The following is a 20,680-nucleotide window of genomic DNA, read 5'->3' as shown; positions in this document are numbered from 1 at the left end:
ATGGAGCATGCCCACGACTCCTCCCCGGTCCTAGCCTGCGAGAAAAGAAAGGCACACGTCCGCAAGAGAAGGTACGCGGCCGTGAGATACGCGAGATCCGGGCACCCCGTCATCCGTCCGTGCAACCCCCAGGAGCCCCACATGAGCGCACTTCCCCAGGAGCGCCGCGTCGTCACCGCCATCCCCGGTCCGAAGTCGCAGGAGCTGCAGGCCCGCAGGGTCGCGGCGGTCGCGCAGGGCGTGGGCTCCGTGCTGCCGGTGTTCACCGCGCGCGCGGGCGGCGGCATCATCGAGGACGTCGACGGCAACCGGCTGATCGACTTCGGTTCCGGCATCGCCGTGACCAGCGTCGGCGCCTCCGCCGAGGCCGTCGTACGCCGGGCCTCCGCCCAGCTCCAGGACTTCACGCACACCTGTTTCATGGTCACGCCGTACGAGGGGTACGTGGCGGTCGCCGAGGCCCTCGCCGAGCTGACCCCCGGCGACCACGCCAAGAAGTCCGCGCTGTTCAACTCCGGCGCCGAGGCCGTCGAGAACGCCGTGAAGATCGCGCGTGCGTACACCAAGCGGCAGGCCGTGGTCGTGTTCGACCACGGGTACCACGGCCGGACCAACCTCACGATGGCGCTGACGGCCAAGAACATGCCGTACAAGCACGGCTTCGGTCCGTTCGCGCCCGAGGTGTACCGCGTGCCGGTCGCCTACGGCTACCGCTGGCCGACCGGCCCGGAGAACGCGGGCCCGGAGGCCGCCGCGCAGGCCATCGACCAGATCACCAAGCAGGTCGGCCCGGAGAACGTGGCCGCGATCATCATCGAGCCGGTGCTCGGCGAGGGCGGCTTCATCGAGCCGGCCAAGGGCTTCCTCCCGGCCGTCCGGAAGTTCGCCTCCGACCACGGCATCGTCTTCGTCGCCGACGAGATCCAGTCCGGCTTCTGCCGTACGGGGCAGTGGTTCGCGTGCGAGGACGAGGGCATCGTCCCGGACCTGATCACCACCGCCAAGGGCATCGCCGGAGGTCTCCCGCTCGCCGCCGTCACCGGCCGCGCGGAGATCATGGACGCCGCGCACGCGGGTGGCCTGGGCGGTACGTACGGCGGCAACCCGGTCGCCTGCGCGGGCGCCCTCGGCTCGATCGAGACGATGAAGGAGCTGGACCTCAACGCCCGCGCCAAGTCGATCGAGGCGACGATGAAGGCCCGGCTCACCGCCATGGCCGAGAAGTTCGACGTCATCGGCGACGTCCGCGGTCGCGGCGCCATGATCGCCATCGAACTGGTCAAGGACCGTACGACCAAGGAGCCCGCCCCGGAGGCGACCGCCGCGCTGGCGAAGGCCTGTCACCAGGAGGGCCTGCTGGTCCTGACCTGTGGCACCTACGGCAACGTGCTGCGCTTCCTCCCGCCGCTCGTCATCGGCGACGACCTCCTGAACGAGGGCCTGGACATCCTCGAGCAGGCGTTCACCCGCATCTGAGTCCGCGACAAAGTACGTCCGAGTCCGCGGTGAGTCCGTGTGGTGAGCTGTGAGTCCGTGTGGTGAGCCGGCATCCGGCCGCCGTGCATACGGAATCCCCCATCCGCCTCCGACGTCCCACGGTTCCCGGAACCGGAATCCCGCCCGGATTCCGGTTCCTGTGGACGAGCGTCAGAGCACGTGAAGAAGGTGTGCAAGGTGCATGACGGCTCGCGATTCCACCTGTCGTCACGGCACCCCCTGTCGTAAGTTCTAACCCAGATGAGAGATACACCCCGCCCACAGGGGACTGTGGGCGAACCCAGGTCGGGGCCTCCCCAGCTTCGCCCTGGTCGTGCCCTCGCGCACACACCCGGAGCTTCCGGCTCCGGATCTCCTCACCGATCGGATGGCCGCCCGCCCCAAACCCCCCGGGGCGTGCGGCACACCGATCCGGACGGCCACCCCCGAACCACCCCCCCTGTTCGGGGGTGGCCGACCATCCTCTCCGGCCGTCGCGCCGCTTCCCTCCTTCTAGGCCCCCCGGCCCTCCTCTTCGCGCTGATCACCTGGCAGGTCGTCGCCCACGGACCACTGGCCCGCGCGGACGAACGCCTCAGCGATGCCCTGGTCCACCGGGGCGCTCCCACCCAGTTCCTCGCCGATCTCGGCAGCATCGCGGTCGCCGTCCCGGTCCTGGCGGTCGTACTGACGTATGTCGGATGGCGTGCGCGTGCCACCGGTAGAGACCACTGGTGGCGGGCGCCCGTCGTCGCGGCACTCCTGATGGCCGCCGTACCGCTCTGGGTCGTCCCGCTGAAGGAACTCGTCGCCCGGTCGGGCCCCCCGGTCATGGGCCCGGGCACCGGTTTCTACCCGTCCGGCCACACGGCGACCGCCGCGATCGCGTACGGCGCCGCCGTCCTGTCGCTGCTGCCCTGGCTGCGCGGCGCCCTCGTACGCCGCGCGGTCGTCGTCATCGCCCTCGTGGTCAACCTCGGCGTCGGCTTCGGCCTGGTGCGCCAGGGCTACCACTGGCCGCTCGACGTGGTGGCGAGCTGGTGCGTGTGCGCGATGCTGCTCTCCTCACTGTGGTCACTGTGGTTCCGGCCGGGTCGTCGATCCGGTTGATGTCCGCGTCATGGCGGTCGGCACACGGCAGTGCCTCGGCTAGCGGTCCTCGTCCCGGGCCAGGGTCGCCGCCGCCTCGTGCATCGCGAGTTCGAGGAGTGCCGGGTCGGTGAGGGTGCCGGTGCCGTCCGGGGGGATCAGCCAGCGGACGCCGCCGGTCTGCCGGCCGGGGTACGGCACCACGATCCAGGTGCCGCGGCCCACGCTGCGCACCCCGGTGCCGAGCCAGCGGGACGCCGTACCCGGCGGCACGAAGAAACCCATGCGGTCGTCGCCGAAGTCGACGAGCACGGGTCCGGGCCGGTCGATGATGCGGGTCAGGACGTCGAGTGTGGGGTAGCCGAGTTCGCCCGGCAGGATCAGGACGTCCCAGGCCCTGCCCGCCGGGAGAAGGGCGACCCCCAGGGGGTTGCGTTCCCACTCCCAGCGGCACGCCTCGGGATCCGGTGATACGGATGCCAGCCACTCGACCGCCGTCTTGGCCCCAGTCATGACAGGGACCTTCCTCTCTGTAGAGCTCCCATGGACGCGGTTTTCGCGTCAGGAGCACAGACAGGGGTTCGGGCGGAGCATTACGCGGGTTCCCCTTACTTATTGGTGGTGAATCGGAGGACGGCCGCCGAGCAGGGCGTACGCCGGTCGGCGCAGGGCGTATGTTCGTCGGCGCAGGGCGTACGCCCATTGATCACGCGTGCTTCCACGCACCGGTTCGCACGCCGGGCGGGCGTCAGCTGTCGAACCCCAGGCCCAGCCGGTCCATGGCCTTCAGCCACAGGTTGCGCTGGCCGGCGTGGGAGTCGGCGCGGGCCAGGGACCACTTGGTGAGCGCGATACCGGTCCAGGCGAACGGCTCCGGTGGGAACGGCAGCGGCTTCTTGCGGACCATCTCCAGTTCGGTGCGCTCCGTGCGCTCCCCCGCGAGCAGGTCGAGCATGACCTCCGCGCCGAACCGGGTGGCGCCCACGCCGAGACCCGTGTATCCGGCCGCGTACGCCACCTTGCCGTGGTGGGCGGTGCCGAAGAACGCCGAGAAGCGCGAGCAGGTGTCGATCGCGCCGCCCCAGGCGTGGGTGAAGCGGACGCCCTCCAGCTGCGGGAAGCAGGTGAAGAAGTGCCCGGCGAGCTTGGCGTACGTCTCCGGCCGGTCGTCGTACTCGGCGCGCACGCGACCGCCGTACGGGTAGATCGCGTCGTAGCCGCCCCAGAGGACGCGGTTGTCGGCGCTGAGCCGGAAGTAGTGGAACTGGTTGGCGCTGTCGCCGAGGCCCTGGCGGCCCTTCCAGCCGATGGAGGCCAGTTGTTCGGCGGTCAGCGGCTCGGTCATCAGGGCGTAGTCGTAGACGGGGACGGTGTACGCCCGGACACGCCTGACCAGGTTCGGGAAGATGTTGGTGCCGAGCGCGATCTGGCGGGCCCTGACGCTGCCGTACGGGGTGCGGACGGCCATGCCGACGCCGTACGCCTTCAGGGTCAGCGCGGAGGTGTGCTCGTAGACGCGGACGCCGAGCTCGAGACAGGCCCGCTTCAGGCCCCAGGCGAGTTTGGCGGGGTGCAGCATGGCCACGCCGCGGCGGTCGTGCAGGCCCGCCTCGAAGGTGGGTGAGGCGACCTGTTCGCGGACCGCGTCGGCGTCCAGGAACTCGAGGCCGTCGGCGAGGCCCCTGCGTTCGATCTCCTCGTACCAGTCGCGCAGTTGCCATGCCTGGTAGGTCTCGGTGGCGACGTCGATCTCACCGGTGCGTTCGAAGTCGCAGTCGAGGCCGTGCCGGGCGACGGCCGCCTCGATCTCGTCGAGGTTGCGGGCGCCCAGCTCCTGGAGTTTGTGGATCTCGTGCGGCCAGCGGGCGAGGCCGTTGGCCAGGCCATGGGTGACCGAGGCGGCGCAGAAGCCGCCGTTGCGGCCGGAGGCGGCCCAGCCCACCTCGCGGCCTTCCAGCAGGACGACATCCCGTCGCGGGTCGCGCTCCTTGGCGATCAGCGCGGTCCACAGTCCGCTGTAGCCGCCGCCGACGACCAGCAGGTCGCAGGTCTCGGCGCCGGTGAGCGCGGGCTCGGGGTGGGGCTTGCCGGGGTCTTCGAGCCAGTACGGGACCGGCTGTGCGTCGGAGAGGGATTTTGTCCAACCAGGGGGTCTGGGGGTGTTGCCCCCAGAATTGAAGAGCATGGCGCTTGGGGCCATGATTTCAACTCCCTACAGCGATATCCGGATGAGAGGCGTCATGCCTTCTGAGAGGCCTTATGCCTTCTGTCGCTTTCTGCGGTTTCCGATGGCCATTCCGGCCACCACGAACAGCACGGCGACGAGGAACATGGCCGTACCGATGACATTGATCTGCACGGGCGTTCCGCGCTGTGCCGAACCCCAGACGAACATGGGGAAGGTGACGGTCGAGCCCGCGTTGAAATTGGTGATGATGAAATCGTCGAAGGAGAGCGCGAAGGCGAGCAGCGCGCCCGCCGCGATTCCCGGGGCGGCGATCGGCAGGGTGACCCGGAGGAAGGTCTGGACGGGACCGGCGTACAGATCCCGCGCGGCCTCCTCCAGCCTGGGGTCCATCGACATCACGCGCGCCTTGACGGCGACCACGACGAAGCTGAGGCAGAACATGATGTGGGCGATCAGGATCGTCCAGAAACCCAACTGTGCGCCCATGTTGAGGAAAAGGGTGAGCAGTGAGGCGGCCATCACGACCTCGGGCATCGCCATGGGCAGGAAGATCAGCGAGTTGACGGCGCCCCGGGCGCGGAAGCGGTACCGCACCAGCGCGAAGGCGATCATCGTGCCGAGCACGGTCGCGCCGAGCGTCGCCCAGGCCGCGATCTGGAGGCTGAGCGTGAGCGAGCCGCACAGGTCGGCCACTCCGCACGGGTCGGTCCAGGCGCCCGTGGAGAACTTCTGCCACTCGTAGTTGAAACGGCCCTTCGGTTGGTTGAAGGAGAAGACCGTGACCACGATGTTCGGCAGCAGCAGATATCCGAGTGTCAGAAGTCCGGCCATGACGACGAGATGACGCTTGAGCCAGTTGACGAGGGCCATTTAAACCAGATCCTCCGTCCCCGACTTACGGATGTAGACCGTGACCATGATGAGGATCGCGGCCATGAGAATGAACGAAAGCGCCGCCGCCGTCGGGTAGTCGAGGATCCGCAGGAACTGGCTCTGGATGACGTTTCCGATCATCTGGGTGTTGGTGGAGCCGAGGAGTTCGGCGTTCACGTAGTCACCGCTCGCCGGGATGAACGTCAGCAGCGTGCCGGAGACGACACCGGGCATCGACAGCGGGAACGTGACCTTGCGGAAGGTGGTGAACGGCTTGGCGTACAGGTCACCGGCCGCCTCGTGCAGCCGCCCGTCGATGCGTTCCAGCGAGGTGTAGAGCGGCAGGATCATGAACGGCAGGAAGTTGTACGTGAGGCCGCAGACCACCGCGAGCGGGGTGGCCAGCACGCGGTCGCCGGTCGTCAGGCCGAGCCAGCTGGTGACGTCCAGGACGTGCAGCGAGTCGAGGGCGCCGACGACCGGGCCGCCGTCCGACAGGATCGTCTTCCAGGCGAGCGTACGGATCAGGAAGCTGGTGAAGAACGGCGCGATCACCAGGATCAGGATCAGATTGCGCCGGCGCCCCGCGCGGAACGCGATCAGATACGCCAGCGGATAGCCGAGCAGCAGACACAGGATCGTCGCCGACCCCGCGTACAGGACCGAGCGCAGGAACTGCGGGTAGTACTCGCTCAGCGCGTCCCAGTAGGTCGCGAAGTGCCAGGTGACCTTGTAGCCCTCCTCCAGCGAGCCCGTCTGCACGGACGTGGAGGCCTGGTAGATCATCGGCATCGCGAAGAACACCAGCAGCCAGATCAGGCCTGGCGCGAGCAGCAGATACGGCGTCCAGCGGCCCCTCCTGCGCGGCGGCTTCGCCGCGGGGGCGGTGGGCGCGAGGGGCGGGGGCGCCTCCGTGAGCGTCGACATCAGACGGCCGCCCCCTCTTCGACGTCGGCGGAGCCCGCTGTCCCCGCAAGCAGGGACTGGGCCGCGTCCAGGCCGAAGGTGTGGGCCGGGCTCCAGTGCAGGACGACCTCGGCGCCGGGGACGAGTCGGGCGTCACGGTCGATGTTCTGGACGTACACCTCGAACTCGGGGCAGACGGAGCTGTCGATCACGTACTGCGTGGAGACACCGATGAAGCTCGTGGCGGCGATCTTCCCGGTGATGCGGTTGCGGCCGACGGGGATCTCCCCGGCGTCGTCCGCGTGCGTGAGGGCGATCTTCTCGGGGCGTACGCCGACGAGGACCTTGCCGCCGGTGCGAGCGGGCGCGCCGCACCGCGCCTCGGGCAGGACGAGCTTGCCGTCGCCCGCCTTCAGCACGATGTCCTCGCCGCTTGTGGAGTCGACCTCGGCCTCGATGAGGTTGGAGGTGCCGAGGAAGTTGGCGACGAACGTCGTCCGCGGGTTCTCGTACAGGTCGGTCGGGGAGCCGAGTTGCTCGACGCGGCCGGCGTTCATCACGGCGACCGTGTCGGCCATGGTCATGGCCTCCTCCTGGTCGTGCGTGACATGGATGAACGTGATGCCGACCTCGGTCTGGATGCGCTTCAGCTCCAGCTGCATCTGGCGGCGCAGCTTGAGGTCGAGGGCGCCGAGGGGCTCGTCCAGGAGAAGCACCTTGGGGTGGTTGATGAGCGCGCGGGCTAGGGCCACGCGCTGCTGCTGGCCGCCCGACAGCTGATGCGGCTTCTTGCGGGCCTGCTCGCCGAGCTGGACCAGCTCCAGCATCTCCTCGACCTGTTTCCTCACACTTTTGATGCCGCGCCGGCGCAGACCGAAGGCGACGTTCTCGAAGATGTCGAGGTGCGGGAAGAGCGCGTACGACTGGAACACCGTGTTCACCGGCCTCTTGTACGGCGGCAGACGCGTCACGTCCTGGTCGCCGAGCGACACGGTCCCGCAGGAAGGTTCCTCCAGCCCGGCGATCATGCGCAGGGTGGTGGTCTTGCCGCACCCGGAGGCCCCGAGCAGAGCGAAGAAGGAACCTTCCGGCACGATCAGATCGAGCGGATGCACGGCGGTGAAGGAGCCGTAGGTCTTGCCGATACCGGAGAGGCGGACGTCCCCGCTGCCGTTCTCTGTCGTCTTCATCGTCCTCGTCACGCCCCTGTCAGCTTTGCGAACTTCTCTTCGTACGCCGTCTCTTCCTTCTGGGTGAGGGAGCGGAAGGCGTGGGACTTGGCTGCCATGGCCGCGTCGGGGATGATCAGCGGGTTGTTCGCCGCGTCCGGGTCGATCTTGGCCAGTTCCGCCTTGACCCCGTCGACGGGGCACACGTAGTTGATGTACGCGGCGAGTTCGGCGGCCGGCTTCGGCTCGTAGTAGTAGTCGATGAGCCGTTCGGCGTTGGTCTTGTGCCGGGCCTTGTTGGGGATCAGCAGATTGTCGGTCGACGTCATGTAGCCGCTGTCGGGGATGACGAAGTCGACGTCCGGACTGTCGGCCTTGAGTTGCACGACGTCACCGGCCCAGGCGATACAGGCCGCGAAGTCGCCCTTGGTGAGGTCCGAGGTGTAGTCGTTGCCGGTGAAGCGGCGGATCTGCCCCTTGTCGACGGCCTTCTGGAGGCGGGCGATCGCGGCGTCGTAGTCGTCGTCGGTGAACTTCGCCGGGTCCTTGCCCATGTCCAGCAGCGTCATCCCGATGCTGTCGCGCATCTCGGAGAGGAAGCCGACACGTCCCTTGAGCTTGGGGTTGTCGAGCATGTCGGAGACCGACCTGACCTCCTCGCCGTCGAGCGCCTTCTTGTTGTAGGCGATGACGGTCGAGATGCCCTGCCAGGGGTACGAGTAGGCGCGCCCCGGGTCCCAGTCGGGGCTGCGGAACTGCTGGGCGAGGTTCAGATAGGCGTGCGGCAGATGGGACGCGTCCAGTTTCTGGACCCATCCGAAGCGGATCAGCCGGGCCGCCAGCCAGTCGGTGACGCAGATCAGGTCGCGCCCGGTGTCCTGACCGGCCGCGAGCTGCGGCTTGATCTTCCCGAAGAACTCGACGTTGTCGTTGATGTCCTCGGTGTACTTGACCTTGATGCCGGTCCGCGCGGTGAACTGATCCAGGCTCGGGTGGCGTTTGCCGCTGTCGTCGACGTCCATGTACTCGGTCCAGTTGGAGAAGTCGACCTCCTTCTCCTCGGCCGAGTGGTCCTCCGAGGAGACACCGGAGGTGTTCTTCGCCGGGGGGATGCCGCAGGCGCTCAGCGCCCCGAGCCCACCGACGGCGAGGGCGCCGCCCGCTCCGGCGCGCAGCAGCGAACCGCGGCTGAGGGCGGCCCTGCCGCTGGTGAGGCTGCGCCGCATGGCGGCCACCTGGGCCGGGGACAGGCGGTCGGGCTCGTACTGCTGCATGCGCTTGGTGCCTTTCGGGAGTGCCCTTTCGGGGGGTGGCCCGTCGGGAGGTGGTGGGGTACCGGCCGGCGGTCGGGCAGCCGGTACCCCGGGCTGACTATCGGTCCCCGAAGATCGTGCGGTGCCAGTCCTTCCGGACCAGCGCCGTATTGTCGAACATGACGTGCTTGATCTGGGTGTACTCCTCGAACGAGTACATGGACATGTCCTTGCCGAAGCCTGATGCCCGGTAGCCGCCGTGCGGCATCTCGCTGATGATCGGGATGTGGTCGTTGACCCAGACGCACCCGGCCCTGATCTCCCGGGTCGCCCGGCCCGCCCGGTAGACGTCCCGGCTCCAGGCCGAGGCCGCGAGCCCGTACGGTGTGTCGTTGGCCAGCCGGATGCCCTCGTCGTCGCTGTCGAAGGGCAGGACGACCAGGACCGGGCCGAAGATCTCCGACTGGACGATCTCGCTGTCCTGGGGCGCGTCCGCGATGAGCGTCGGCCGGTAGTACGCGCCGCTGCCGAGCTCCCCCTGGGGCGCTTCCCCGCCGGTGACCACGCGCGCGTACGCGCGTGCCCGCTCGACGAACCCGGCGACCCGGTCGCGCTGGACGTGCGAGATCAGCGGCCCGAGGTCGGTTCCGGCGGCGAAGGGATCCCCCAGCCGGACGGTCTCCATGAGGGCGGCCGTCTTCGTGACGAACTCCTCGAAGAGGGGACGCTGCACGTACGCGCGCGTGGCGGCCGTGCAGTCCTGCCCCGTGTTGATGAGGGCCCCCGCGACCGCGCCGTTGACGGCGGCCTCCAGGTCCGCGTCGTCGAAGACGACGAAGGGCGCCTTGCCGCCCAGCTCCAGATGGATCCGCTTGACGGTGGCGGTGGCGATCTCCGCGACCCGCTTGCCGACGGCCGTGGACCCGGTGAAGGAGGTCATGGCCACGTCCGGGTGCCCGACGAGATGCTCACCGGCCTCCTTGCCGGTACCGGTGACGATGTTGATCACACCGTCGGGAATCCCGGCGTCGGTCGCGGCCCGCGCGAAGAGCAGCGAGGTGAGCGGGGTGAGTTCGGCGGGCTTCAGGACGATCGTGTTGCCCGCGGCGATCGCCGGGAGGATCTTCCAGGCGGCCATCTGGAGCGGATAGTTCCAGGGCGCGATGGAGCCGACGACCCCGATGGGCTCGCGGCGTACGTACGAGGTGTGGTCGCCGGAGTACTCGCCCGCCGACTGGCCCTGGAGATGGCGGGCGGCACCGGCGAAGAAGGCCGTGTTGTCGACGGTCCCCGGTACGTCGAACTCGCGGGTGAGCTTGAGCGGCTTCCCGCACTGCAGGGACGCGGCCCGCGCGAACTCCTCCGCCCGCTCGGCGAGGACGGCGGCGAGGCGGTGCAGCGCGTCGGAACGCTCGCCGGGCGTGGTGGCGGCCCAGCCCGGGAAGGCCTCGCGGGCGGCGGCCACGGCGGCGTCGACGTCGTCCGTCCCGGCGAGCTCGTACGTGTACACGTCCTCGCCGGTGGCCGGGTCGACCACGGCGTGGGTGCGGCCGGACGTACCTTTCGTCAGGCGGCCGGCGAGGTACTGCGCGCCGTCCGCGAAGCGTTCCTGCGCGGGGAATCGGTCCGGGGTGGCGGTACCCGGGTTCTGCATGTCGCTTTCCTCCGCCGGCGCCCCCCTTGTCCCCGAAGGTGGGTGACGTAGCTCCAGCTCGATTTGAGTGCCGATCCTGACAGAGCCATGGGGTATCAACAAGTGATTCCGTTGTTGCCTTTTGGTTACGCGACGGAATCTGTCGACCTGGTGTCCACTCGGGGCGATAAACCAGGGACGGATTGTCAGTGGCGGGTGCCAGACTCGTCGGCATGCTGAAGATCGATTCTTGGGACGCCCTGATCAGGGAGGTCCGGTCGGGGGCAAGGGTCAAGTACCTGCACTTCTGGGGGCACCGGCCGCGGCCCGACGGCCAGGTGGGCGCGAGCTGTCTGAGTCAGTGGTGGCCGTCGCCGTTCACGGTGGACGGGGTGGAGTACGCGACGGCCGAGCACTGGATGATGGCGTCGAAGGCCCGCCTGTTCGGGGACACGGAGGCCGAGCGGAAGGCCGTCGCGGCATCGAGCCCCGCACAGGCCAAGAAGATCGGCCGGCTCGTGCGCGGTTTCGACGAGTCCATATGGGAGCGGGAGCGCTTCGGGATCGTCGTCGAGGGCAGCGTCCACAAGTTCGCCGCCCACCCCGACCTGCGGGCGTTCCTTCTCGGTACGGGGAACCGGGTACTGGTCGAGGCCAGCCCCCTCGACCGGGTCTGGGGCATCGGCCTCGCGGCGGACGACGAGCGCGCCATGAACCCCGAGCTCTGGCGGGGCCCCAATCTGCTGGGCTTCGCATTGATGGCGGCGCGGGAGCGGTTGGCGACGGGGGTGGAGGCGGAAGCTTAGGCGAGGGTGCCGGTGCCTAAGCCGGTGCTTGGGCGGAGGCGCTGGTGAGGGGTGTCGCCGCCTGGGGGGACGGCGACGGAGTGGGTCGAGTGCAAGTGGTTGGCGTTGGTGCGGCCTAACGCGGGGAGGTGCCGGTGGGGTCGGCGGCGGGTGAGGTCGCGTCTTCGGGGGACAGCACCAGGGACAGGGACGTGGAGTAGCCGTCGTCGAAGGGGTCGGTGTCCGAGCCGTCGGGGCTGCTGTCCGAGGCCATGATGAGGAGGACGATGAAGCCGACGCCCAGAAGGACGCCGATCGCTCCGCAGATGAGCCCCGCCAGGGCGTGCCCCGGGTTCGTCGCCTCGCCCCGGCGCGCCTTGGCCCGGCCGATGAATCCGAAGATCACGGCCAGCACACCCCCCACAATCGCCACCGGCCACAGACAGAACAGCACCGCGGCGCAGATCCCGAGCACCAGCGAGGCGATCCCCATGCCGTTGCTCGGCGGAGGCTTCAGCCCGGGCCAGCCGTAGCCGGGGGCGTGGTGGCCGGGGTGCAGGGGATAGCCGTACGGCACCTGCCACGGGCCGTCGGGGCTGATCGGCGGGGGCGGGACGGGGGCGCCGGGGGAACCGTGGATGGGCTGCTGAGCGTAGGGGGCGTTCGGGGCAGGGGCGGCGAAGGGGGCGCCGCCTGCGGGCGGCGGGAAGGCGGCGTCGGCGGCGGGCGGGGCGAAGGGATTGCCGGAGCCTGGGGTCGGCGCCTGAGCGCCGGCTGGGGGCGCGAACGGATTGCCGGGGATCGGCGCCTGCTGGGTGCCGGACAGCTGATGCCCTCCGGGCGGGGCGAACGGATGAGGGGCGGGAGAGGTGGCGACCACGGGAGTGGGAGTGGACTCCGGGCCTCCCGGGACCGCAAAGGGATCGGGTGCGGCCCCGGGCTGGGGCGTCGCGGAAGTCTGGGGTGATGCGGGGGTCTGGGGAGGTGCCGGAGTGCTCACGGCGGACGGCACCGGTGCGGTGGCGTCCGCGCCCGATATGGCGGTGACCGTCTGCTGGTCATGGACAGAGGGCGGCGTCGGGGTGGAGCCCGGCACCGGCCGGTCGGTCGGCGTGGAGTTCGACGTCGACGCGTCGGCGGGAGCGGCCCATGTGTCCCCGGCGGCCAGTGTGTGGGCGGGGGCGGACCCGGGGGGCGTACCGGGCCCGGCGGGCGCACCGGACTCGGCGGACCCCGCAACCTCGCCGGCCCCGGCAGCGGCTCCGGCCGTCCCGATGGGTTTGTCCAGGGCGACCTTCGCGACAGGGGCAGCGTCCTCGGGCTCCGGAGTCCTCCAGGCGGACCTGACCGGCTCATCGGCCCCGACAGACTCCCTCGCCCCGGCGGCGGTCCCCCCGGCACGCGTGGCCTCAGCGGGTCCGGTCGGCTTGCCCAGCACGACCTCGGCTGTCGGAAGCGTGGCCTGGGGCTCCGGTATCGCGTCGTCCGCCTCTGGCCTCGCGTCCTCTGGCCTCGCGTCCTCGGGCTTCGGCGCCGCGCCTTCGGACGCCGGCTCTGCGTCCCTGGGTTCCGAAGCCGCGTCGGCCGTCGTGGACGAAGGCGGGACGCGGTCCTGTGGGGATGCCCAAGGGGCGGGCTCGGGGGCGGTCGGCGTCGGTGGGCTCTGGGTCTCGTCGGACGACATGCTCGGGGCCCCTCCGTGCCGTTCTTCGCCATTCCTGGCGTTGCTTCCGTCGTACGTGTTCAGGCGTACGTTCGGTCATGCTACGGCCCAGGGTTCATCGCCCGGACCACCGCATACGATGAGCCGAGTCATCGATCAGCCGATCACCCGCGTCCCCCGGCGACGACCACGCCCCGGAGCGGACGCAGTTCCGGGGAGGAACCTTGACCGACAACCGCACCGCGCCCGGCGCCTCCGGCGCCCGTGATCTGCACCAGTTCATCGCCGGCCTGCCCAAGGCCGAGCTGCATGTGCACCACGTCGGCTCCGCCTCCCCCCGTATCGTCGCCGAACTGGCAGCCCGTCACCCCGACTCCAAGGTGCCGACGGACCCCGAGGCACTCGCGGACTACTTCACGTTCACGGACTTCGCGCACTTCATCCAGGTGTATCTGTCCGTCGTCGACCTGATCCGCACCCCGGAGGACGTCCGGCTGCTGACGTTCGAGGTGGCGCGGGACCTGGCCCGGCAGCAGGTGCGGTACGCCGAGCTGACGATCACGCCGTTCTCCTCCACCCGTCGCGGTATCGACGAGCTGGCCTTCATGGCGGCGATCGAGGACGCGCGCAAGGCGGCGGAGGCCGAGTTCGGGACCATACTGCGCTGGTGCTTCGACATCCCCGGCGAGGCCGGGCTCACGGCGGCCGAGGAGACGACGCGGCTCGCGACCGACGACCGGATACGGCCGGAGGGGCTGGTGTCGTTCGGGCTCGGCGGGCCGGAGATCGGCGTACCGAGGCCGCAGTTCAAGCCGTACTTCGACCGGGCGATCGCGGCCGGGCTGCGGTCGGTGCCGCACGCCGGTGAGACGACCGGGCCGGAGACGGTCTGGGACGCGCTCAACGAACTGCGTGCGGAGCGCATCGGGCACGGTACGAGTTCGGCCCAGGACCCGAAGCTGCTCGCCCACCTCGCCGAGCACCGGATCGCCCTGGAGGTCTGCCCGACGTCGAACATCGCCACGCGCGCGGTCCGTACCCTCGACGAGCATCCGATCAAGGACTTCGTGCAGGCCGGGGTCCTGGTCACCATCAACTCCGACGACCCGCCGATGTTCGGGACGGACCTCAACAACGAGTACGCCGTCGCCGCGCGCCTTCTCGACCTCGATGAGCAGGGGTTGGCCGCGCTCGCGAAGAACGCGGTCGAGGCGTCGTTCCTCGACGAGCCCGACAAGACGCGTCTGGCCGCCGAGATCGACGCCTACACCTCGGCCTGGCTCATCCCCTGACCCTGTCGAACCCGACTCTCACCGCCGCCCCGCCCCGGATCGACCCCGTGGACCCGCAATGAGCCCCATGAGCCCAGTGAGCCGTACGAGTGCCATCAGTCCGACCAGCGCGATCGACTCCGTCGGCTCCGCCGGTTCCGTCGGATCTGTCGGCCCTGTCGGCCCTGTCGGCTCCATGCGTGCCGTGACAGCCGTGGCTCATCGCGGTGCCCCGTACCGGCACCGTGAGAACACCCTCGACTCCCTGCGGTGTGCGCTCGAACTGGGAGCGGACGCGGTCGAGTTCGATGTACGGACGACTCGTGACGGGGTGCCCGTCCTACTCCATGACTCGACGCTGAACCGGTTGTGGGAGCTGGACCGGCCGCTGGCCGCGTTGTCCGCGGCCGAGGTGCGGGGGCTCACGGGTGCCGGGGTGCCTACGTTGGTCGACGCGCTGGGGGTCACCGAGGGCAGCCGGGTCATGGTCGATCTGCCGGGGGCGGCCGATCGTCGGGCGGTGCGTCGGATCGTGGACGTCGTTCGGGAGTGCGGAGCCGAGGAGCGGGTGTACTACAGCGCCGGGCCGGACACCATGCTCGCGGTGCGGGCGGCCTCGCCCACCGCCGAGATCGCCCTCACGTGGAAGACCCTCGCGCCGCCTCGGCCCGCCCTTCTCGACGCCATCCGGCCGCGCTGGCTGAACTACCGGTTCGGTTTGATGAGCCACGGCCTGGCGGACCGCGTCCACCGTGACGGCTACCTGTTGTCCGTCTGGACGCCCGACACCCGTCGGTCCATGCGGCGGCTGCTCGACATGGGCGTCGACTCGATCACCACGAACCGCATCGACGCGTTGTGCGCGCTGCGGGGCGCCGGCGCCGGGTAGGCCGGAACCACCGGACAAAGTCAGCGAGGTCGCGTCCCGCAAGAAGCGCGGGGAACTGCGCGACCAGCCACATCCCAACCCGCAGCCGCCAACCCACCACGCGCCCCGAGCTCTCAGGCGTCCCCCAACTCCCCTATACCTCCGACCGCTGGGCCACCGTGGCCGCGTCGGCCGGCCTCCCCCTCGTGACGTACTGCGGTACCGGCGCCGTGTCCTTGCCGTTGTCGCGGACCAGGCCGTACCGGATGGCGCCCTGGGTGGGGCCGTAGGTGATGTCTTCGGTGACGGCGGTCCAGGTGGTGGGGGCGACGGTGATGCCGTAGTCGGCGCCGCGCTCGTTCTGGGTGAGGGTGACGGTGCCGTCGAGGTAGAAGTACTCGTTCTGCCACATCTGCTGGGCGCCGTCGGGAAGGACGGTGTAGCCGGTGTCCGGACCTCCCATGCCGGTCGTCCTGCCGTCTGCGGACGTCGGGTCGTCCATGCGGCGCCCCCCGCCGGAGGCCACGTGGAAGAGCTTGCCCTTGAGACCGGTCCAGGCGGGCATGACGAGGGCGCCCGGGCGGTACTGGGGTGAGATCTGCCAGCGGACGAGGATGTAGCCCTTGCCGGTGAAGGTGACGTTGTCGCCGCGGTGGTTCATCACCGTCCGCGCGCCACCGGTGCTGGTGACGGTGGTCTCGGGGCGGTGCGGAAGCGCGCCGGGCGGGGTGTTCGGGTCGGGGGCCCGATCCACGGCGTCGACGACGCTGCCGTACAGGTCGGACTTCTTCGACGAGGACGGTGAGGGGGACGCCGGGGGCGAGGGCGAGGCGGAGCGCGACGGGGAGCCGGGGGCCGGCGCGGGTGCGGCCGGTGGGCGGGCCGTGCTGGCCGCCGTGGGTGCCGCCTGCGGCGGTCGCTCGTCCGGGGTCGTCACCACGTACGCGCCCCCGGCGACGATGGTCGCGCCCGCCGTCACCGCGACGGCGGGCTTGGTGAGCGCGCCCAGCACCTTCGCGGACCAGCCCATCGAGGACGAGGCCGAGGCGGCTGCCGCGGCCGTCGCCGTCGCGGCCACCGCCGTCTTGCCCCCGAACGCCAGCGACAGCGTGAAGCCGACGGGGATCGGGACCAGGGCGATCCCGACGAGGAGTCGTTCGGCGGGGACGACGACCTCGTCGGCGCCGCCACGGCCGTCGCAGTGGGCGCAGCCGCGGATGTGCCGGGCGATGCGCTTGCGCCACACCGAGTCGGGCCGCCCGTTCCAGCGGGCGGTCACCCGGTCGAGGTCCCCGCAGGAGGAGTCGAGGGCCCGGACGATGCCGCGCGCGGTCTCCAGCCGGGCCTTCATCCGCTGCACCCGCACGGCGGCGTGCTGCCGGCTGATGCCGACCGCGGCGGCGAGCTCGCGCCGGGTGAGTTCGCCGGCGACCTCCAGCCACCACAGGGACAGCAGCTGCCGGTCCTCGTCGTCGAGCCAGCGGACCGCTTCCGCGACCTCCCGCCGCTGACCCTCCAACTGCAGTCGCAGAACGGTCAGTTCGGCGAAGTCGGCGGCACCGTGCGGATCGCTTTCCTCGCCGAGTCGGTCGGTCGTGCGCCGGCGCGCCCGGTCCCGTATCTGCCGCATCGCGATGGCGACCAGCCATGACCGGAAACTGTCCGGATCACGCAGCGTGTCGAGGTTGTCGACGGCGCGCAGCATCGTCTCCTGTACGACGTCGTCGACATCGGCGTGGCCGTTGAGGGCGCGGCCGACGATGTTGTAGACGAGCGGCAACCAGCCCTCGACCAGCTCGTCGAGGGCGCGCCGGTCGCCCGCCTGCGCGGCCGCGATGGTGGAGCGCCACTGCCGCCCGTCCACGTACGTTCCCTCCGGTCCCGCTGGGCTCACCCTGATCACTTGGCTGTTTTCCGTACCTTCTCAGCCATCCATGTGAGGTGGGGAATCCGCGAGGCGGAGATCACACTGCCCGTACGCCCCGGACAACCTATACATCCCGCAAATCCCGTAAATCCCATACGACTCATACGGCTCACTCCTGTGCGTGGGGGGACAGGGGTTGCCCGAGGAGACGGGACGAGAGCAGCGGGGATAACAGTTTTTTCGACCGATCCGCACGACGCGACACGGACCGCGCCTCAGCCGACAGCGCCCCTCAGTCGACACCACCCCTCAGCCACCAGCGACTCCCAACCGACAGTGATCTCAGTCGACGGCCGCCACAGCCGGCGTCCCGGCCGGCGTCATCGCCTCAAGCTTCTTGATCCGCTTCCACACCACATACAGCGGAATCACCCCGAACACGCCGAACGACATGTCGATCACCGACCACCAGAAGGGGATGCCCCGGATCGGGCCGCAGACAAGGGCCAGCGGGACGATCCCGGCGCAGGCGATCATGCCGAACTCGACGACCCAGATGTTGCGGACCGGGTCGCGATACGGCCCGTAGAAGGCCACCGCGATCACAAGGTGGGCGAAGGCCAGCCAGTCGGTGCCGTAGAGCAGGAACGGATACTCGCCGTCGGCCTCGTCCAGCCCGGCCCGCGCCCGCTCGATCCATTCCATGAGCCCGGGCAGGTACTCCCCCATCGACAGGGAACGCAGCAACTCCTCGGTCCAGCGCAGCTCATGGACCAGCGGGAAGGCCGTGGCGCCGCTCAGCACCAGACAGACGACGAAGAAGACCAGCCATGCGCGGATGCCCTTCACCAGGGCGGCTCTGTCGCTCATGATCGGAGCGTACGCCCCCTGTTGAACACGTTCAAAAGCAGGGTCGCCGGTCGCGGTACGGGGTCGCCCGGCGGGACGCGGCCGGAAAACAGTCAGGGGCCCACCGAACAGGTGGGCCCCGCCGCTGTTGACGCGTCGTCAGCCGCCGGGCATCGAGCGGATGGCGGCGATGTCGAACTGGAGGCGCACCTTCTCGCTCACCATGGCGCCGCCCTCCGCGAGTCTCGCGTTGTAGGTCAGGCCCCACTCGGAGCGATTGATGGTGGTCGTCCCGTCGAATCCGACTCGCTCGCAGCCGAAGGGGTCGGAGACATGGCCGATGTAGGTGAGTTCGAGATCGACGGGGCGGGTGATGTTCTTGATGGTGAGGTCGCCGGTCATGCGATAGACATCGTTGCCAACGACGCGGACCGCCGTACTGACGAAGCGCATACGGGGATGGGTGGCGGCGTCCAGGAAGTCCCGGCCGACGAGGTGGGCGTCGCGTTGTTCCACACCGCTGTCCACGGACGCGGTGGAGATGACGATCTCGGCCCGGGAGCGGGACGGATCGCGGCCGTCGAAATAGAGCCGGCTCTGGTATTCGGTGAAAGCGCCGCGCACGGTCGTCACCAGGGCATGGCGGACGGAGAATCCGATACGGCTGTGCGCCTGGTCGATGATCCATTCGCCGGTCAGCGCCGCGAGGGCGGGATTCGGCGGGCCGGAGGGGGCCAAAGCCGAGGGGTCGTGGGGGAGTTGGGGGGCGGTGGGGGGAGCCGGGCGGCGCAGGGTCGCAGCACGGTTGAACAGGTTCATGTTTCACGTAACTACGGCACAAGAGAAATTGCCGCAAGTGTTCTTCAAGAGCCGCGCACACGGTCGCCACGAATTCCCCCTGCGATTCGGCAGACACATGTATGAGGCCCGAAAAAGCGGTAAGAATCGCCTTCTTGCGTGCGACTCGGCCTTCGTCGTCGCGTTCGGCCCTGTGTTCGCCGTGTGGGGTGGGCGAGGCCCAGGGGTGGGGTCGTGCGGGAAAACAGTCCAGCCATGAGCGCCGCGGGCCGCATGCCGCACCACGGTGACGAGCTGTTCCGCACAGCGATCGAGCCGTAGACGCAAGATCGTCGGTTCGGTATCGCACGGCACTCACCGCGACTCCCGGCTCCTGCTGAGGAGTTGGCAGCCGGAGACGATCCGGAAGATGCCGTAGAGCGTCGGCCCCCAGGTCACGACGTACACGACCGCACCCTGAGCCTGCTCGTGGGTGATGACGGTGACGAGCAGGCCCCCGATGAGCCAGGCCGCACCGAACTCGATGGAGCGCTTGCCCCTCGTCTCCCGGGCGGCCCGCTGCTCCGGGGAGACGCCGTTGTACGGCCCGGGTGAACTCCGGTACGGCCGTACGCCGTTGTCGGTCAACTTGGTTCCTGAGTCAGTGAAGCTGCCCTGGCCGTTCACCAGGACCAGCGGTGTCCGAATGACGCACCGCCACCGATCTCGCGGTCGCGGATGCCGCCGAAGGTGTCGCCGGTTGCCCTTGACCATGCGTGGCATCCCACCACGCGGCGTCCCCTACGCCCTCTGCGTCTCCTGGTCCTCGAACCGGGCTTGCCCGGACCGGTCGGACGGTCCCCCGCGCCGCCCGACCGGCCGGCGGTTGTACACGCGGGGACGCTATCCGCCGACGGTCGGCCCGGTCTTGGACGAATTTGCACTCGCCGAGAGAGCCAGTGCCCCTTCCACCCGGCGAGAGGCCAGTATCCGTCCAGGTGTGATACCGGCGATGGCCCGGAACTCGCGGTTGAGATGCGCCTGGTCGTAGAAGCCGCAGGCCGTCGAGATCTCGGTCAGACTCGCGACCCCTCGGTTGAGCATGGCGACGGCGTGACGGAAGCGCAGCACCCGGGCGGAGGCCTTGGGCGTCAGCCCGATCTGCTGGGTGAACCGCCGGATCAGATACCCCTGGCTCCACCCCACTTCGGCGGCGATGCGAGCGATCGGGGTCGCCCCCGCGCTGTCGGCGAGCAGTCGCCAGGCATGGCCGACCTCGGGCGTGGGCTCCGGACCGCGCCCGAGCCGGGCGAGCAACGCCGCGTCCAGCAGATCGAACCTGGCCGCCCAGTCCCGGGTGGACGCCAGCCGCTCCACCAGCTCCCCGGCTTCGGGTCCCAGAACGTCCCGGATCTCGATGGCCAGGTTCGTCAACTCGCTCATCGGCATGCCGAACAGCCGATAGGCGCCCAGCGGTGTGAACTCGACCCGGATCGCCTCCTGACCGCCGGGATGCACACAGATCGCGGGCCGGTCCTCCAGCCCCACCACCAGCGACCCGATGCTCCCGCTGCTCCCGCCCGGTAGGCCCAACCGCCGGACCTGCGAAAACGGCTCCGCGAGACTGAGCAGCAGGGTCGCGCAGCCGGTCGGCACCAACTGTGCCTCGTACGGCGAGGTCACCGCTTCCCAATAGCCGACGTAACTGCGCAGGAACGGCCGCAACCCCGGATGCCAGGGCCGCGTGACCCGCCACAGACCACCGATCCGCGCGATCTCGACCGCGCCGACACCAGCCATGCCGCCACGTCCGCCATGAACCACCAAGAGGCTGCTCCCCTCACCCCCAAGGGACCGCCCCGAGCAAACCGCCTGGCAGCTCCGTCGCACTCTTGCCGGCCGTCCGGTGTAGCAGTCGATCGTTCCGCGCACTCCACAGTACCGACGCCACCGCACCCAACCCACCGGCGACAACGCAAAGTTGACGTGCAGACGGTGCAGCCCCTGGAGGGG

At 69.7% G+C, this 20,680-nt stretch carries 18 protein-coding genes; 5 read left to right on the top strand and 13 right to left on the bottom strand.

From position 1 onward, the window contains the following. Positions 1-141: 141 nt before the first annotated feature. Together gabT and STRIP9103_RS30075 are read left to right on the top strand one after the other, a co-directional pair. Positions 142-1,476, top strand: coding sequence for a 4-aminobutyrate--2-oxoglutarate transaminase (gene gabT / locus STRIP9103_RS30080; RefSeq protein ID WP_009326728.1), 1,335 nt, complete (start codon positions 142-144; stop codon positions 1,474-1,476). 417 nt (positions 1,477-1,893) lie between these two features. Then, positions 1,894-2,586, top strand: a complete 693-nt coding sequence (locus STRIP9103_RS30075) for a phosphatase PAP2 family protein (RefSeq protein WP_009326732.1) — start codon at positions 1,894-1,896, stop codon at positions 2,584-2,586. A 39-nt stretch (positions 2,587-2,625) separates the two neighbouring features. Here the strand turns inward: STRIP9103_RS30075 and STRIP9103_RS30070 are convergent, their stop codons facing one another. From STRIP9103_RS30070 to STRIP9103_RS30040, 7 genes are all read right to left on the bottom strand, one after another. After that, entirely contained in the window at positions 2,626-3,078 is a 453-nt protein-coding gene (locus STRIP9103_RS30070) for a hypothetical protein (RefSeq protein WP_009326717.1), read from the bottom strand. Between the two features lie 235 nt (positions 3,079-3,313). Then, complete coding sequence (locus tag STRIP9103_RS30065; RefSeq protein ID WP_009326714.1) at positions 3,314-4,765, bottom strand: NAD(P)/FAD-dependent oxidoreductase; 1,452 nt, start codon at positions 4,763-4,765, stop codon at positions 3,314-3,316. Positions 4,766-4,822: 57 nt separating this feature from the next. Continuing rightward, entirely contained in the window at positions 4,823-5,623 is an 801-nt protein-coding gene (locus STRIP9103_RS30060; protein WP_009326723.1) for an ABC transporter permease, read from the bottom strand. Next, a complete protein-coding gene (locus STRIP9103_RS30055) occupies positions 5,624-6,553 on the bottom strand; it encodes an ABC transporter permease (RefSeq protein WP_009326730.1) in 930 nt (309 codons plus the stop codon). It lies immediately after the preceding gene. Continuing rightward, entirely contained in the window at positions 6,553-7,722 is a 1,170-nt protein-coding gene (locus STRIP9103_RS30050) for an ABC transporter ATP-binding protein (protein ID WP_048821254.1), read from the bottom strand. The genes STRIP9103_RS30055 and STRIP9103_RS30050 overlap by 1 nt, the downstream gene beginning before the upstream one ends. Positions 7,723-7,730: 8 nt before the next feature. Beyond that, complete coding sequence (locus STRIP9103_RS30045; protein ID WP_009326727.1) at positions 7,731-8,975, bottom strand: polyamine ABC transporter substrate-binding protein; 1,245 nt, start codon at positions 8,973-8,975, stop codon at positions 7,731-7,733. Positions 8,976-9,072: 97 nt separating this feature from the next. Beyond that, a complete protein-coding gene (locus tag STRIP9103_RS30040) occupies positions 9,073-10,608 on the bottom strand; it encodes a gamma-aminobutyraldehyde dehydrogenase (protein ID WP_009326715.1) in 1,536 nt (511 codons plus the stop codon). A gap of 212 nt (positions 10,609-10,820) precedes the next feature. On the opposite strand from STRIP9103_RS30040, the gene STRIP9103_RS30035 reads away from it, so the two are divergent. After that, entirely contained in the window at positions 10,821-11,393 is a 573-nt protein-coding gene (locus tag STRIP9103_RS30035; RefSeq protein WP_181800534.1) for an NADAR family protein, read from the top strand. Positions 11,394-11,508: 115 nt separating this feature from the next. On the opposite strand, the gene STRIP9103_RS52095 is transcribed toward STRIP9103_RS30035, so the two are convergent. Next, positions 11,509-12,252, bottom strand: a complete 744-nt coding sequence (locus tag STRIP9103_RS52095) for a DUF4190 domain-containing protein (RefSeq protein WP_009326735.1) — start codon at positions 12,250-12,252, stop codon at positions 11,509-11,511. A 1,007-nt stretch (positions 12,253-13,259) separates the two neighbouring features. Here STRIP9103_RS52095 and STRIP9103_RS30025 point away from each other — a divergent pair. Beyond that, positions 13,260-14,327 carry an adenosine deaminase gene (locus STRIP9103_RS30025; RefSeq protein ID WP_009326713.1) on the top strand — a complete coding sequence of 356 codons (1,068 nt, stop codon included), beginning with the start codon at positions 13,260-13,262 and terminating at the stop codon, positions 14,325-14,327. A gap of 175 nt (positions 14,328-14,502) precedes the next feature. Beyond that, positions 14,503-15,195 (top strand): glycerophosphodiester phosphodiesterase, encoded by a 693-nt coding sequence (locus STRIP9103_RS30020; protein WP_048821256.1) that lies wholly within the window; start codon positions 14,503-14,505, stop codon positions 15,193-15,195. Positions 15,196-15,328: 133 nt separating this feature from the next. On the opposite strand, the gene STRIP9103_RS30015 is transcribed toward STRIP9103_RS30020, so the two are convergent. From STRIP9103_RS30015 to STRIP9103_RS29995, 5 genes are all read right to left on the bottom strand, one after another. After that, a complete protein-coding gene (locus tag STRIP9103_RS30015; protein ID WP_048821252.1) occupies positions 15,329-17,038 on the bottom strand; it encodes an RNA polymerase sigma factor in 1,710 nt (569 codons plus the stop codon). A gap of 345 nt (positions 17,039-17,383) precedes the next feature. Then, positions 17,384-17,911 carry a hypothetical protein gene (locus STRIP9103_RS30010; protein ID WP_009326725.1) on the bottom strand — a complete coding sequence of 176 codons (528 nt, stop codon included), beginning with the start codon at positions 17,909-17,911 and terminating at the stop codon, positions 17,384-17,386. A gap of 138 nt (positions 17,912-18,049) precedes the next feature. Continuing rightward, the gene (locus tag STRIP9103_RS30005; protein WP_048821251.1) at positions 18,050-18,709 is read right to left on the bottom strand and encodes a YceI family protein; all 660 of its coding nucleotides are present in this window, start codon (positions 18,707-18,709) and stop codon (positions 18,050-18,052) included. Between the two features lie 333 nt (positions 18,710-19,042). Then, on the bottom strand, positions 19,043-19,315 hold the full coding sequence (locus STRIP9103_RS30000; protein WP_009326716.1) for a hypothetical protein: 273 nt from the start codon (positions 19,313-19,315) through the stop codon (positions 19,043-19,045). A gap of 255 nt (positions 19,316-19,570) precedes the next feature. Continuing rightward, positions 19,571-20,467, bottom strand: coding sequence for a helix-turn-helix domain-containing protein (locus STRIP9103_RS29995; protein WP_048821250.1), 897 nt, complete (start codon positions 20,465-20,467; stop codon positions 19,571-19,573). Positions 20,468-20,680: the final 213 nt, after the last annotated feature.

Origin of the sequence: Streptomyces ipomoeae 91-03, assembly GCF_000317595.1 — a bacterium.
In the GTDB taxonomy this organism is placed as follows: domain Bacteria; phylum Actinomycetota; class Actinomycetes; order Streptomycetales; family Streptomycetaceae; genus Streptomyces; species Streptomyces ipomoeae.
The sequence above is the reverse complement of the archived record's forward strand: the minus strand, read 5'-3'. Positions and strand labels throughout refer to the sequence as shown.